14 protein-coding genes and 1 tRNA gene are annotated in these 14385 nt (G+C 45.2%); 14 read left to right on the top strand and 1 reads right to left on the bottom strand.

Annotation, left to right across the window (positions count from 1 at the left end; all coding sequences use genetic code 11):
* Positions 1–269: 269 nt before the first annotated feature.
* Positions 270–2006: an ISL3 family transposase gene (locus tag M1P97_RS23835; protein WP_195375408.1), complete on the bottom strand. Its 1737-nt coding sequence runs from the start codon at positions 2004–2006 to the stop codon at positions 270–272.
* A gap of 479 nt (positions 2007–2485) precedes the next feature.
* Between M1P97_RS23835 and sppA the strand changes: the two genes are divergently transcribed.
* The 14 genes from sppA to M1P97_RS23765 all read left to right on the top strand — a co-directional run bounded on the left by sppA (position 2486) and on the right by M1P97_RS23765 (position 14385).
* The gene (gene sppA / locus M1P97_RS23830) at positions 2486–4252 is read left to right on the top strand and encodes a signal peptide peptidase SppA (RefSeq protein ID WP_394803942.1); all 1767 of its coding nucleotides are present in this window, start codon (positions 2486–2488) and stop codon (positions 4250–4252) included.
* A gap of 6 nt (positions 4253–4258) precedes the next feature.
* On the top strand, positions 4259–5359 hold the full coding sequence (gene lpxK / locus M1P97_RS23825) for a tetraacyldisaccharide 4'-kinase (protein ID WP_249390393.1): 1101 nt from the start codon (positions 4259–4261) through the stop codon (positions 5357–5359).
* A gap of 5 nt (positions 5360–5364) precedes the next feature.
* Positions 5365–6396: a thiamine-phosphate kinase gene (gene thiL / locus M1P97_RS23820; protein ID WP_249390392.1), complete on the top strand. Its 1032-nt coding sequence runs from the start codon at positions 5365–5367 to the stop codon at positions 6394–6396.
* Positions 6397–6472: 76 nt separating this feature from the next.
* A tRNA-Phe gene (locus tag M1P97_RS23815) sits at positions 6473–6548 on the top strand.
* 472 nt (positions 6549–7020) lie between these two features.
* On the top strand, positions 7021–8256 hold the full coding sequence (locus M1P97_RS23810; protein WP_117697074.1) for a site-specific integrase: 1236 nt from the start codon (positions 7021–7023) through the stop codon (positions 8254–8256).
* Positions 8257–8554: 298 nt separating this feature from the next.
* Entirely contained in the window at positions 8555–8704 is a 150-nt protein-coding gene (locus tag M1P97_RS23805; RefSeq protein WP_182426334.1) for a hypothetical protein, read from the top strand.
* A 19-nt stretch (positions 8705–8723) separates the two neighbouring features.
* A complete protein-coding gene (locus M1P97_RS23800) occupies positions 8724–9854 on the top strand; it encodes a hypothetical protein (protein ID WP_118171376.1) in 1131 nt (376 codons plus the stop codon).
* 3 nt (positions 9855–9857) lie between these two features.
* A complete protein-coding gene (locus M1P97_RS23795; protein ID WP_151853685.1) occupies positions 9858–10745 on the top strand; it encodes a hypothetical protein in 888 nt (295 codons plus the stop codon).
* 74 nt (positions 10746–10819) lie between these two features.
* Positions 10820–11056: a hypothetical protein gene (locus M1P97_RS23790; RefSeq protein WP_016271634.1), complete on the top strand. Its 237-nt coding sequence runs from the start codon at positions 10820–10822 to the stop codon at positions 11054–11056.
* A gap of 88 nt (positions 11057–11144) precedes the next feature.
* Complete coding sequence (locus M1P97_RS23785) at positions 11145–12119, top strand: hypothetical protein (RefSeq protein ID WP_118171381.1); 975 nt, start codon at positions 11145–11147, stop codon at positions 12117–12119.
* Positions 12120–12166: 47 nt separating this feature from the next.
* Positions 12167–12646, top strand: a complete 480-nt coding sequence (locus M1P97_RS23780) for a hypothetical protein (protein WP_117966124.1) — start codon at positions 12167–12169, stop codon at positions 12644–12646.
* A 97-nt stretch (positions 12647–12743) separates the two neighbouring features.
* The gene (locus tag M1P97_RS23775) at positions 12744–13034 is read left to right on the top strand and encodes a DUF4120 family protein (protein ID WP_005682988.1); all 291 of its coding nucleotides are present in this window, start codon (positions 12744–12746) and stop codon (positions 13032–13034) included.
* A gap of 279 nt (positions 13035–13313) precedes the next feature.
* Complete coding sequence (locus M1P97_RS23770; protein WP_118171484.1) at positions 13314–13577, top strand: hypothetical protein; 264 nt, start codon at positions 13314–13316, stop codon at positions 13575–13577.
* Between the two features lies 1 nt (position 13578).
* The gene (locus M1P97_RS23765) at positions 13579–14385 is read left to right on the top strand and encodes a DUF4121 family protein (protein ID WP_118171486.1); all 807 of its coding nucleotides are present in this window, start codon (positions 13579–13581) and stop codon (positions 14383–14385) included.

Genomic DNA, 14385 nt, shown 5'->3' with positions numbered 1-14385 from the left:
TCCCCTCTCCTACAGCTTACCTCTTTCATCATTTTTCATGCGCCGTTCTCTCTCGAATGCGGGTGCAAAAGTAGACCTTTTATTATTACAATCCAAATCTTTTAGCTATTATTTTTTAATTATTTTTCCCTCAAAGGCTTTGTAATATAATGTACGGGCGTAATAGAGAATACTGTCAAAAAGGAAAAACAACGGATACAACCTACATGTCCCGATTCTGACATAAGTTTACTTTGGGGGGGTGTCAACTTATTTGGTTCTTTTGCAATTTAGTTGAAAAGAATATGTTCCATTATCAGTTTGTTTTTAAGAAGTCGTATACTCGCTTTACCATACATTAAGCGTTTCACAGTCTTTAGTTTGTTTACAAAACCTTCCGTAATCCCATTCGTTACATCTTGTATAATTGTGTTTTTTACGGCAGCATAGTCAAGTTTAATTCCCTTGATAAAAGTTTTTAGATTTGGTATTTCTGTCTTCCAATAAGCTTTCATCCATCGTATTAGATTCATCGGTTCATTTCCTTTTATGATTTTGTAAAAAGAACAGGCAGCTTCATACATTTGATTGAACCAATCTGTTTCATTAAGCAGTTCCATCAGATTCTTTCCTTCTTCACTGGGTTCCCTCCCCACCATTGAATTACATGCAATAGAGGCCATGGTCTTTACAGGCATGAGAGCGGACCTTTCATCTTTCGGTTTCTCTTTCTTTTGAGGCTTGTAGTTTTTTGCTCGGAACCCTCTGTGTCCGTCACCGAGATAACGATAATGGTCATAAAATGGAGTTCTGCTTCCTTTGAATCCCTGCTTCTTGATTTCTGCATATATGGCTGACAGAGGCTTGCCTTTTTCTACTTCTTCTTCCACGTATTTATCAAACACATGATAGCTGTTTCTTAATTTACTTTTACGCTCAAGCAATATGTCTATTGAACAGTATTTAGTAGCAGTCTGCCGTGAAATGCCTAGTTTCTTAGATATGGCAAAAGGCTTGAAGCCCTTCTTTTGCAACTCTTTTACTTCATTGAACATCACCCCTCTGGAGTCCTCCTTCTTCGGCATATGGAGTATCGGTTCTTCCGGAATATCCGGTTCTGTATCAAGGCACTCCAAAATATGCTCTTTATTCCTGACCATACTCCGATACTCGCTGTAATGCTCGGAGATCACTTTCGTAAAACGGTCCTGAATGTTTTTTATTAGATGAAACTTGTCAGCCACCTCTATTATGTGGTATTTTGAGGCGGCAATGGCTGCACTGTATTCCGTAGACCTGTCACGGCTTGCCAATTCTACCGCTTGATGATGTTCCAGCCATATCCCGAAACTATCCTGCTCTCTATCACCCAGTAAGTCTATCACCATAGACCGGTCAAGATCTATAATAATGCTTCCATATGTAGAACCCTTTCTTTGTGCCCAGTCGTCAACACCTATTCTGGTGACATCAGTATATGCAGGAGGCAGCATACGGTGCAAATCTCTTAATATCGTTGACCCGCTGAGCTGTATTCCTTGCAAGGAAAGTATTTTGCCGGCAGTAATGGAAGAATGTTTGACTGCATGTTGATTCTGTACTACTTCACATCTACGAGTACGCCTGCGGTAACGGAACACCTCTATCCCTGGTTGCTCGGCAAATGTGTGGAATTTGCATTCGGGATGTGAGCAGAAGAATTTGCGCATTCTAAGATGGAGAATAGTGGTATTTCCAAACACTGGCAAGTCGGAGATATGTCGGATATACCGACTGTGAATCTTACTGCTTTTTATTCCACAGTAGGGACATATACCATAGTCAAGAGAACCGCGTGCATATATGTTGACGATGCCGTCAAGAAACTCCGTACTTTCAATTGTCAGTTCTGCATTAGGAAAGAATGACGAAAGGCTAATTTTATCTTCATAAATGGCTTCAAAAGCTTCATGTTCACGACCTTTTTCTGTAACTTTGTGGTCGTTAGGGTATTTTGCATTATCGTAATCCTTTAAGTTTGGCGACATAAAGTTACGAAAAACAAGCAAAATATCCTAACGTTTATATTGTATAATATATTAGCTATCAGATAAATAGCATAATCGAATGAGTTGATATTTATTTGCTGATAATTAAGGCTCCACAGCAAATAATGACAAGAACGAGGTTACATATCTATATTATTTTCAACTAAATTGCAAAAGAACCACTTATTTCAGGACAGGACAAACTTTTCTTTTATTCGTTTGACATATATCGAACGAAGAGAATACATCTATCAAACGAACAAAGCATATATGTACTCTTTACGTTCGATATATATCAAACGTATTTTTATAGGGGGGGCTTTATGGGATTTCAATGCATTATATGTAACAAAAGTCAAGCAAAAGTGTTATTTAATAACTAGATATCTTTATAGCTCAAATTAATCAACGCAAAAGAAAGATTAGTATCAAGAAGTTAACTATATTTGCTGTCTGATAAAAACTTACGAAATATAGATATGAAACAATTTTTTAAAATGATGTTTGCCTCAGCATTAGGTGTATTTGTTGCTGTTGGCCTGATTTCCATCGTATTTATCTTCACAATAATCGGTATTGCAAGTAGCATAAATAGCACTCCCGATTACAGTCCGAAAAGCAATACAGTCTATAAACTAACACTTGACGGTAGTTTATCTGACAATACAGAAGAAAACCCTCTTGCCATGCTGATGGGAGAAACAGAAAAAGCTCTTTCCTTAAAGGATATATTATCAACAATTCAAACAGCCAAAGAAAATAAAAACATCAGTGGCATATACATAGAAGCAAAATCACTTAGTGCCGGCTCTGCCAGCCTTGAAGCAATCCGCAGAGCATTGACAGACTTTAAAGAAAGCGGTAAGTTCGTTATTGCTTACTCCGACAACTACAACCAAGGATGTTATTATCTATGTTCAGTGGCAGACAAAGTGTTTCTTAATCCACAAGGAACATTAGGTCTTGTAGGTATGGCTTCACAAACTATGTTTTATAAAGAATTACTAAAAAAAGTCGGCGTAGACATGATGATCTTCAAAGTTGGTACTTACAAAGGAGCCGTAGAGCCCTTCATGCTCGACAAATTAAGTGATGCTAACCGCGAACAGATACAATCATATATGAGTACTATCTGGGATAACGTTACTAGTGGTATTGCAGAATCGAGAAATATCTCCACTGAAGACATTAATAACTTTGCTAATCTGGGTTATGCCTTTGCTTCTGCAGAGAAAACGGTTGAATGTAAATTGGTAGATGAATTGAAATATCGTCCGGAAGCAGAAGAATATGTTAAAGGACTGGCGGGACAAAGCAATAAACGTTTGCAAACGGCCGATATAACAAAAATAAAAAGTATAAAAACAATCAATCGGGAAAAAGCTGATCGTATCGCGATTTTGTATGCCGAGGGTGAAATCAAACCCGAAGTTTCTTCTTCTCCTTATAATGTAGAGCAGGCAATTACCGAAAAGGTTGCTACCGAACTAATCAAGTTGAAAAACGACGACAATATCAAGGCCGTAGTCTTCCGTGTAAATTCTCCCGGAGGAAGCGCTTTCGTATCAGAACAGATCTGGCGTCAGGTCATAGAATTGAAAAAAGTAAAACCGATCGTTGTTTCCATGGGGGATGTTGCTGCTTCCGGAGGTTACTATATCTCATGCGCCGCCAGCAAAATCATAGCAGAACCTAACACACTAACCGGATCGATCGGTATCTTCGGTATCTTTCCGAATGTAACCGGCTTGTTCAACAAACTGTCATTAACAACAGATATTGTCAAGACCAACGCATACGCCGACCTGGGAGACATGAGCCGCCCAATGCGCGAAGATGAAAAAGTTCTTATACAATCCTTCGTTGAAAGAGGATATGAAACTTTCCTTGCTCGTTGTGCTGACGGCCGCGGTATGAGCAAGGAAGCTATCAATGAAATTGGCCAGGGACGCGTCTGGACCGGTGAACAAGCCAAGGAACGTGGGTTGGTAGACGAGTTGGGCGGTATAAACAAAGCAATTGAAACAGCAGCTTCACTAGCAGACTTGAGCGATTACAGCCTGACATATGTTTCAGGGACAAAAGATTTCTGGAAAGAATTCATTGAAAAACAATTAGGAGAAGTAAAAGTATCCATTGTAAAAAGTGTTTTAGGTGATGAATACGAATATTTTAAGAATCTGAGCAATATAAAAACAACAACTGGAGTTCAGGCACGACTACCTTATGATGTTAAACCCTTATAATCCGAGATGCCGACAGAAAGCAACATAAAAATGCACTCACTGCTCTCTCCTATCTCTTTTTTATATGGGATAGGAGTCCGATTTCGGAATCAACTGTTTGATTGGGGGATATTGCCAACAGAGTCATATCCTATACCTATCATTTGTATTGGAAACCTGGCTGTGGGAGGAACAGGGAAAACTCCTCATACGGAATATATTATCCGCCTGTTAAAAGACAGCCACAGAATAGCTGTACTCAGCAGGGGGTATAAACGGAAAACATCTGGTTTTATTCTGGCAAACAATCAAAATACAAGCATCGAAATCGGTGATGAGCCTTATCAAATGAAACATAAGTTTCCCGATATACTTGTCGCTGTTGATGCCAACCGCCGACGGGGTATCAGCAACTTGCTGGCACTACCAAATGAACAACGTCCGGAAATTATTCTCCTCGACGATGCCTACCAACACCGTTATGTAACTCCTTCGCTTTCGATCGTACTGACAGATTATCATCGTTTATTCTATATCGACAAATTATTACCAGTCGGTCTACTCCGCGAACCAGTTAATGGGATACGGCGTACAGATATAGTTATCGTAACGAAGTGTGAAGAAGATATGAAGCCAATCGAGTACCGTATCATAGAAGAGAATATGAAATTACTGGCACATCAGTCCATTCATTTCACACATATTACTTATGGCGAAATAGAGCCGGTATTTGCTTCACGGGCAAAACCTCTTACACGAAAAGATATACGTCAGGATGAAGAGCTTCTGGTTCTATCAGGCATAGCCTCCCCTGGAAGTTTCATTAAAGAGGCTAGCAAACTTTCAGAAAAAGTTACTCCGTTGATTTTCCCGGATCACCATGATTTTGGAAAATCCGATATCAGACGGATAAAAAGTGTATTCGAATCAATGAGTTCATCCGATAAATATATCCTGACAACAGAAAAAGATGCAGCCCGGTTATCAGATAATCCATATATTCCCGAAGAATGGAAAGCTTATATGTATTATCTACCGATCACCATCGAATTCTGTCTGGAGAAAAGATTCGACGATGACATTCGAAAACATATTACAACCTTTCATAGAGAACATATTTTACGATAAATAAAATGAGTAAAAGAACAGAAATAGCAACATTAGGTGAATTCGGTTTAATCCGCCACCTGACAGAGAAAATAGAGTTAAAAAACGAAAGTACAGTAAAAGGTATTGGCGATGATGCAGCAGTACTGGACTACAAGGAGAAACAAATCCTGGTAACGACTGACCTGTTACTTGAAGGCGTCCACTTCGACCTGATGTATGTTCCGTTGAAACATCTGGGATATAAATCTGCCGTAGTCAATTTTTCCGATATCTATGCCATGAATGGTAAACCGAAACAGATTACTGTCTCGATCGGAATCTCAAAACGTTTCTCTGTAGAAGATCTGGAAGAGTTTTATTCGGGGCTTCAGCTCGCATGTGATATTTATGGTGTCGATATCGTAGGAGGCGACACATCCTCCTCTTTAACTGGAATGTGCATCAGCATCACTTGCATTGGCGAAGGAGAAAAAGGGAAAGTTGTAACCCGTAGTGGAGCTAAAGATACTGATCTGGTTTGCGTATCCGGAGACTTGGGAGCCGCATACATGGGCCTGCAGTTACTGGAACGTGAAAAGAGTGTATTCAAAGGAGAAAAGGATTTCACTCCCGATTTTTCTGGAAAAGAATATCTACTGGAACGCCAACTAAAGCCGGAAGCACGCAAAGACATCATTGAAATACTGGAAAAGGCAGGAATCGTACCCACCTCCATGATGGATATTTCCGATGGTCTTTCCTCCGAGTTATTACATATTTCAAAAGAAAGTAATGTTGGCTGCCGTATTTACGAAGAGCGAATTCCCATCGACTATCAGACCGCAGCCATGGCCGAACAGTTCAGTATGAACTTGGTAACAGCGGCCCTAAATGGCGGTGAAGATTATGAATTATTATTCACCGTTCCTTTAACTGATCACGACAAAGTATCTGAAATGAAAGGAGTTAAAGTAATCGGCCACATCACAAAGCCAGAATTAGGTAACTATCTAGTAGGCCGTGATGGCGGAGAAGTTGAATTAAAAGCTCAGGGCTGGAATTCACTCAGTGAATAATTTTAGTCACTTTTTCCACAAAACTGTTGCATATTAAAAAAAAGTCCGTATCTTTGCACCCGTTAAACAAAACAACGGTGCCATAGCTCAGTTGGTAGAGCAAAGGACTGAAAATCCTTGTGTCCCCGGTTCGATTCCTGGTGGCACCACCAAAAAGCTTTTCAATTTTAGAAAACCCTTGAATTAGAGATAGTTCAAGGGTTCTTTTTTTACCCTCGCTACGCATTTCATTACATATTTGTGAAGTTGGGTTTTGCCAATTCAGTGGCTTTTTTTAAGGCTTTGAAAAAAGCCATAAACGCGCACCATATTTCATTGTTTTTCAATCATTTGCCAACATCAACCTCCGGTGTAAAAAAGTAATTTTGCACACATGACCGAATGAACTTGAAATTGTGAAAGAAGTTTAAAACAACGGAATATCCCATCAGAATAAAAAAAAGGAATCGACCCTGGGATACCAAAGGCAATTCGAACCTAAGAAAATGGGATTTTTATGGCTTTTCTATGGCTTTGCCACAAGCCGCTCAAAAAAGCCACCGAATTTAACACTTCGTCTCACCTCTTCATGCCATCTGGTTTTGACGAAACAATTGGATGTAACACTTCTAAAAAACAAAAGTGATGAAACAAGGAACAATGAACATTCTCTTTTTCGTGCTCAAAACGAAATTGTTGAAAAACGGTGAGGCACCCGTACTGATGCGGATAACCATCAACGGAGACTATGACGATGCCCGTATCCAAAGAAGCGTGCCTCTGAACTTATGGAACGCGGCCAAAGGACGCAGCAAAGGCAGGGACAGGGCATCCGTTGCGTTGAACACCTATATTGCGGAATTACATGCCCGTGCCCTTGAGAAACACAAGGAACTGGTATTGGAACAGGCTCTGATTACCCCGAAACTAATCCTGAAACGAGTTTTCGGAAAAGATACCGGAATGCGTACGTTGCTCGGCACCATGCAGGAAGGCATCGAGGAAATGGAAAGCCTGGTGAATATAGACTATTCCCCTGTCACCATTAACCGATATAAGAATGTGGTGAAGAAATTGCGGCAGCTTATCCCCTCCTATTATGGCAAGGAGGACATCACCTTCCACGAATTGACACCGGAGTTCATCCGTGCGTTCGACATCTACCTGAAAACGGAAGGAGGCTTGTGCCGGAACACGATAGTCCGCTACATGAAATGCTTCAAGAAATTCACCAATATGGCATTGGCAAAGGAATGGATGCGTAAGAATCCCTTTTACGGTTATAAGATGGAGCAGGACGAGACCGATCCGGTATTCCTGACCTACGACGAGCTACAGGCCGTCATAAAGAAAAAATTCGCGGTTCCCCGGCTTGAACTGGTCAGGGATATCTTTGTCTTTGCCTGTTTCACCGGCCTGGCGTTCTCCGATGTAGCCGGCCTGAACAAGGAAAACCTGGTGCAGGACAATCTCGGGGACTGGTGGATAAGAAAGGGAAGGGTCAAACTGGAACGCCGCAGAAAAGCGTCTTCCATCAGCAACATCCCGCTGCTGCCCGTTCCCTTGGCCATATTGGAGAAATACAGGGAACACCCGGTCTGCATAAAGAAAGGATGCTGCCTGCCTGTCTTATGCAACCAGAAAATGAACAGCTACCTCAAGGAAATCGCCGATTTCTGCGGCATAAAGAAAAATCTGACCACGCATGTGGCCCGCCATACTTTCGGGACCACCGTCACGCTCGCCAATAACGTTCCCTTGCAGGATGTATCCGTCATGCTCGGACATGCCTCCACACGCATGACCCAACATTATGCGCGAGTCATGAACAGCAGCCTGAAAGAAGCCATGAACAATGTAAAGGAACGTATGGCACAATAGACGTACAACACACCATTAAAGCCGTCCCCGCAAGGATGGCTTTTTTTGTATCCGAAAATCCATAAACACCTGCCATTCTTTCATTTTCTTACCCGCAAAGATAGCCCTTTGCCTCTCTGATTGCGCAAGGCGGCCCCTTTCAGGAGCTGGTTGGCTAAAAGAAAATCATCCTCGCTTCGCTCCGGTATTTTCTTTTGCCAAGCCTTGCACAATCAAGGCAAAGGGCTGCCCGGCAAGTAAGAAACCGAAACACTGGCTCCACGGAGCCGGTCATGTCTAACTTTAAAACAATAGAAGTATGAACAAGATGACAGTAACCAAAGTACGAACAGGACAGGAAAATACGAATCCTGCAACCACTACACTGGTCTATCGGGAAAAGAGTTATCCGGCACGGGAAATCCGCACACTGCCGGACGAAGAACTGGACGAAATGATTTACAGCTGACATCAAAAAAGCAATGGTTATGACTGAAACAACAGCAGCAAAGGTCCGGGAAGAACAAGTAACGGACCTTACCGCAGAGAACGCACACCGGGTCACGATGATCCGGGAAAAGGGTACGGACCATCCTCCCGTACCGTTCCATTTCAGAAAGGAGCATCACGGAATGCACCACTTTGTACATCTGTACGGAAATCCGGAAGACCGGAATGAATTGCATTCCAGCAATTTCAAAGACTGGGAAGCCGTAGCATTCAAACATCCGGGCTATCTGGAGGACATGTGGAAACAGGCCTGCGACGCATACGCCTGGAGTTCCTTCGATCCGGAGATTCGCGGAGAAACGGACATTATGATTTATGGGGAGGAGCTGCACAACGACCTGCAACTCATGCCGGAAGGGGAACGGGAAAACTATATCACCGCCTACCGGCAAAAACTGTCCGCACAGCTATCGGCCCTCGCGCACTGCGCCAACCCGATGGTGACGGGACGGGGCGGATTTGATTACCGCAGGCAGGAAAAAACGAACAGAAGCTACCGGAACCGCTACGAGGAGTTCCGCGATTGGCGGCAAAAGGTCCTTGCGTCCGTCAAGCGGAAACAGGAAGCCGCCAGACCGGAGGAAGAGAAGCGGGAAAAGGCATGGCAGACGCTCAAGCGCGACATCAGGAGCAGTGCCGACACCATCCACGGGATTGATACCGGACAATGCCGGGGCTACAGCCGTGCCCTGTTCGTCAGCAGCATCCTGAACAAGGTGTCCGTCTTTGCCCATCACGGGGAAGTGGAAATCGTTCGGAAGGCGGTGGACTTCATCTCCGAATATAACGCAAGGGTGAAGAAACCCGTCATCACCCAAAGAAACAGATTCTTCCAATTGCCGGAACTTGCGGAACGGATGCGCGAAAAACTGAAAGCGGTGCAAAGCCAGGGAAGCAAGGAAGTGCCGTTCGAGGGCGGAACACTTGTATGGAACTATGGGGAAGACCGCCTCCAAATCCTGTTTGACAGGATTCCCGAAGACAGCAGACGCAAGGAACTGAAATCCGCCGGATTCCGCTGGTCACCCAAAAACAAGGCATGGCAACGGCAGCTTACCTCCAATGCACTCAGTGCCGCCAAGAGAGTGTTGAACCTTCAAAACATCTGAACCATGAAAAATGCAAGACCCGGATTCGTCATCGACCCGTACCGTTTCGACGGGAGCTTCCTCACCTCCATGTCGGACGGCATACACTGCGATTATACCCACAAGACGTTGGAAGAGCTGAGAGCCGGAGAGGACAACCCCCGGCTTGTCACCGTCTCAAGGAACACGGCAGACAAGATGTTCCGTATCCACCTGAAATCCAAGTGCCTTCCGTTCAAGGAAATAACAGAAAGCCAATACTATGAGAACATGGATATGCTGCCGCCCGTCCGACATACCAGAAATTTCTTTTTCATCGGCGAGCCCTGCTTCAGAGACCTGTACACATTCTGTTTTCATGTGGAAGGACGTTATTTCACCGGACTGCGCTCCGTCACCACACCCAGAAAAGAACTGGAAAGGCAGATGGAGGGACATTACCGGAGCCTCACTTTCAGAGGCGGTGTCACCAAAGGGCCGGCCTGTGCCATTACCGGCAAAACAAACAGGCAGTATCTTCTCACACCCTATTTCTTCACTGATACGGACGGAGAGAAAAAATTCATCTGCAACCTGGTCACCGGCCCGGATGAGGAGCCGGATATCCGAAACGCAAGAAAAAACATGGCGGAAATCCTGCTCAGCCTGCGCCGCCATCATTTCCTCTATTTCTCCGGACATAAAAGGCGGGATGATATGGAAACCTTTCTGGAAGAAGTAAAAAAACAAGGGCACACCCTGCTGGCAAACGGAAAACTTCTCCAGTTCCCCATGAACCGGGAGTCCGTATCATTTACCGGAACGGTCAAGGAGACACAAGAGCCCTTCTTCTTCCGGATTTATGACAGGGACTTGTTCCTGTACCTGCTATCCACCTTACGCAATATCAGAAGAGAAAAGGCGGAAATGTAAATTGAATAATCAACCCGGTATGGCGACAGCCCGATAACGGCAGTCGTCATATCTCAAAAAAAAATGATGGAATCATGAAGACAATGACCGAAGAATCGTTGCAACGCAAACTTGCACGTCTGGAGTCCGCCTTGGACACCGAAAGGGCACGCCTGAGAAAGGCGTGTGACAAAATCCCCTGGGGAGCCGGGATGCGGCGTACCAAATGTACCCCGTCATTCCGAAGAGAGAATGAGCTGATTGAAAAAATAAAGGTGGTGAAACTGCAACTTTCCCAAGTGCGTACAGTCAATGCCCCCGCCGGGCAATAATCTGAATAGACAAATGAACACAACAATCTTGACAGAAAACTCCCATCCACAAGCAACAGGAGGCCACCGGACAGGAAGCAGTCTGAATATGCCCCCGAAATCCTGGAAAGACTATGTCCCCCGATATGTCAGCCTCTATTATGTGGACTACAATGAGAATCTGGACAGCCGTGAGGACTTGCAGGAACGGTGTATCCGCCGGAACAGCCTCCATCCATTGGAAGAACAGGTCTGGGAATGGTATGCCGAACAGGAGCACGACAACCTGCAAGGGTATCTTGCAGATATAAGGAAAGCCATGGAAGCGGACGGAAAAGCCGACGAATATGCCCGAAATGAAGAAGGCATAAAAGACCTGCTTTACGAACGGAACAGCATCGACCCGGCAGATGAGCTGATAGACAACTCCACCGTCACCAACATGTTCTATTCCCTGGGGGTGGAGATAGAAGGATACGTGTACGGAAGTAACGCACGCGGAGAGTCCGAAGCCATCTCCCTCCGTAAAATCAGGCGGGCGCTCAAGCTGAAGAAAGGGCAGTTTGCCGGTGAACTTCATGAGCTTCTGGCCAATGCCCCATACGGAGGCGAGCTCCGCATCTATTTCAATGCCATATTCTCCAGACTGCTCACGGGAGATACCGGAAATGATTTCAAGCGCATCCGGTTCTACGGAGATGTCATCGTTGCCATTGCGGACAGCCGCAACGGTGCAGGATACCATGTCAGGCTGCCAACGGACATCACCCTCCCGTTTTGCAGGGACAACCTCTTTGCGGACTCCCAAGTGCATTATTCCTATGCCAATGAAATCTGTGGGATGCTGAACAACTGGTGTGATTCCACCCGGTGGGAAACCGGAATGAAGCCGTTGAAGTCCACCATGCGGAAAAGCCGCATGAGCGAGCATCAGAAACAGGAAGCCCTCTATGAAAAAAGATTCCGGGAAGGCGGATGCACCTTGGGAGACATGAACCATAAGCGCCACAGGAACACCTATTATATAAACAGTTTCCCATGTAGAACCAAATGTCCGCATTGCGGCACATTCTGGATTGACTGAAAACAACTACACAAGAACGAGTCAGATACCAATTCAAAAATAAAATTATGGACAATCAAAAAGCAAAAATGCTGGGCGAGAATCTTGCCCACTACAAGAGAATGCAGGAAAACGGTACTGTGGACATAATCGAGTTCCACACAACCGACGGTCAGAAATTCGGAATCGGCAATGTCGCTGCCATCCAACTACTACTTTCAGTAACCGTTACCGAGCTGGAACGCCAGCTGCATACAGCCCGTTTCGGCGGCATTCCGGAACGACTGGAGGAAAGCCGTGAATACAAGACGGCCAGGAAACTGGAACAGGCGTTGAATGACATGGGGTTCAATCCGGAACGTTTCGCCGAAACCCTTCCCTATTTTCACAAGACATTGGAACAGGCTTTCTTCAGAGTGATGAAAGCATGCATCATCGGTATGGCAAAACGTGAGCCGAACCATATTGACGGACGCAACAGGGCGGCTTACGAGATGTGCCGGATGCTGGCCCCCATGTTGGAAGACACCGCCTTGCCTTTCATTTGAAAGCATGAAATCCCAAAATGACCGGAGAACGGACTTCAAAGCGGAAAAGCTGAGGTCCGCTTCTTCATTGTTTAACGACAGATAAAACGCAAAAGTCATGAAAATCCTGAATGAAGAACATTTCGAGAATGTAAAGCGCTATGCCGAATCCATCGGCGACACCTCGCTCCAAAAATGTCTGGACCGGTTGAAGAGTTGGGAGGAAAATCCCGACCGGCCCAGCGAGATTTCACTCTGTTATGACCATGCCCCATACTCGTTCGGCTTCACACAACGCTATCCCGACGGAAAAACAGGTATCGTGGGAGGTCTGCTCTATCACGGAATTCCTGACAGATCGTTTGCCGTAACATTGCAGCCGTTCCACGGATGGCAGATACATACCTGAAAAGCATGAAATTCCAAAATGACCGGAAAGCGGACTTCAGAACTGAAAAGCTGAGGTCCGCTTTTTCATTTCTTGCTGTAAAGATAGCCGTTTGCCGGAATGATTGCGCAAGGCGGCCCCTTGCAGGGGCTGGTTGGCCGAAAGAAAATCATCCTCGCTCCGCTCCGGTATTTTCTTTCGCCAAGCCTTGCCGCAATCCCCGGCAAACAGGCAGGAAAGACATCAAGAAATAAAAATGCCTACCCGTGTAGGCCGATGTCTCACTAAAAAAGAACAGATATGGAAACACTGGATTACAACCAAATGCTGCTTGTCTCCCTGTGGCAATACAACCATCACGGGGATGAGGAACTGACTCCCGCGCTTTTTGAAGAAACATTCGGAAAGGTCGATGGAAGCCACTACTACGAGAAATGGACCGGCTATTTCAACCGGAACCTCTGGGACATGATCGCCTATTTCAGAAGCGAGAAGGAGAACGGACAGAAATTCTGTGACATGGTTGCCCGCCAGGTCGGATTGTACCAAAAAAACCGGTCGTGACATGGAATACAGTAACTTTTATGACCTGAAAAGCCTGGTCCGGCTCAATGAGCGTGAAGGATGCGCATGTTCCATAGAGGAGCGCGATGTGGAGAAAGTGAACCGGCTGATCTCCAGGATGCGGAAAGAACGGGAAGAGAACCCGGTACCCGTAGCCGGAGACACCGTCACTTATACCACCCGTGGCGGCGACTACTATCCGCAGGCGCACATTGAAAGAAGCGATGACCGGGAAACCCAGCTCTGCCTTCTTCCCCGGATGCCGTTCTGCCATGAGAAAGAAGGACAGACCTGTTATAATACGGAAGGAGGGCCTTGGGTTACGACAGACCCGGGATTATTACTTCCGAACGGCATTCGCGACAAACAGTTCCGGACATGGGGGCATACCGGAAGACACGAGAACGGCGCAGTCCTGTTCCACACATTCGTCAGGGCATGGAAATATACGGAACCTGCCCCCTTGTACGGAAAGTACACCACAAAAGAATGGACAAAATACCTCATCGAACGCCGGCAGGACATTGAGCCGGCAGGCGCGTTCATTTACCGAAACGAATCATTCACTGTCTATTCCAAGGAAGAACTGGACCGGATGGTCGGAATCCTGCACGGAAGACTTTTCGACGGATTCCGCCAAGGCCTGTTCATACTATGGGGATACAGGATGGAATGGAAGGAACTCCCCGCATGGGAATGGAACATGCTGAAAGCGGAAACCCACCTCTCTTTCCTTGGCGTTTCCCCCGTCAGGATACGGACAGACCATGACGGGCATACAGTAACCATCTATAAAAAATCAGAATAA

Source organism: Parabacteroides leei, from assembly GCF_023369805.1.
Classification (GTDB): domain Bacteria; phylum Bacteroidota; class Bacteroidia; order Bacteroidales; family Tannerellaceae; genus Parabacteroides; species Parabacteroides leei.
Note: the sequence above shows the minus strand (reverse complement) of the source record. Positions and strands in the feature narration are given on the sequence as shown.

What these genes read in the sequence shown, in the direction of transcription:
- M1P97_RS23810 (WP_117697074.1), top strand. Translation starts at nt 7,021, where the DNA reads ATGAAACAAGGAACAATGAACATTCTCTTTTTCGTGCTCAAAACGAAA.
- M1P97_RS23835 (WP_195375408.1), bottom strand. Translation starts at nt 2,006, where the DNA reads ATGTCGCCAAACTTAAAGGATTACGATAATGCAAAATACCCTAACGAC.
- sppA (WP_394803942.1), top strand. Translation starts at nt 2,486, where the DNA reads ATGAAACAATTTTTTAAAATGATGTTTGCCTCAGCATTAGGTGTATTT.
- M1P97_RS23790 (WP_016271634.1), top strand. Translation starts at nt 10,820, where the DNA reads ATGAAGACAATGACCGAAGAATCGTTGCAACGCAAACTTGCACGTCTG.
- M1P97_RS23765 (WP_118171486.1), top strand. Translation starts at nt 13,579, where the DNA reads ATGGAATACAGTAACTTTTATGACCTGAAAAGCCTGGTCCGGCTCAAT.
- M1P97_RS23775 (WP_005682988.1), top strand. Translation starts at nt 12,744, where the DNA reads ATGAAAATCCTGAATGAAGAACATTTCGAGAATGTAAAGCGCTATGCC.
- M1P97_RS23805 (WP_182426334.1), top strand. Translation starts at nt 8,555, where the DNA reads ATGAACAAGATGACAGTAACCAAAGTACGAACAGGACAGGAAAATACG.
- lpxK (WP_249390393.1), top strand. Translation starts at nt 4,259, where the DNA reads ATGCCGACAGAAAGCAACATAAAAATGCACTCACTGCTCTCTCCTATC.
- M1P97_RS23785 (WP_118171381.1), top strand. Translation starts at nt 11,145, where the DNA reads ATGCCCCCGAAATCCTGGAAAGACTATGTCCCCCGATATGTCAGCCTC.
- M1P97_RS23770 (WP_118171484.1), top strand. Translation starts at nt 13,314, where the DNA reads ATGGAAACACTGGATTACAACCAAATGCTGCTTGTCTCCCTGTGGCAA.
- M1P97_RS23780 (WP_117966124.1), top strand. Translation starts at nt 12,167, where the DNA reads ATGGACAATCAAAAAGCAAAAATGCTGGGCGAGAATCTTGCCCACTAC.
- thiL (WP_249390392.1), top strand. Translation starts at nt 5,365, where the DNA reads ATGAGTAAAAGAACAGAAATAGCAACATTAGGTGAATTCGGTTTAATC.
- M1P97_RS23795 (WP_151853685.1), top strand. Translation starts at nt 9,858, where the DNA reads ATGAAAAATGCAAGACCCGGATTCGTCATCGACCCGTACCGTTTCGAC.
- M1P97_RS23800 (WP_118171376.1), top strand. Translation starts at nt 8,724, where the DNA reads ATGACTGAAACAACAGCAGCAAAGGTCCGGGAAGAACAAGTAACGGAC.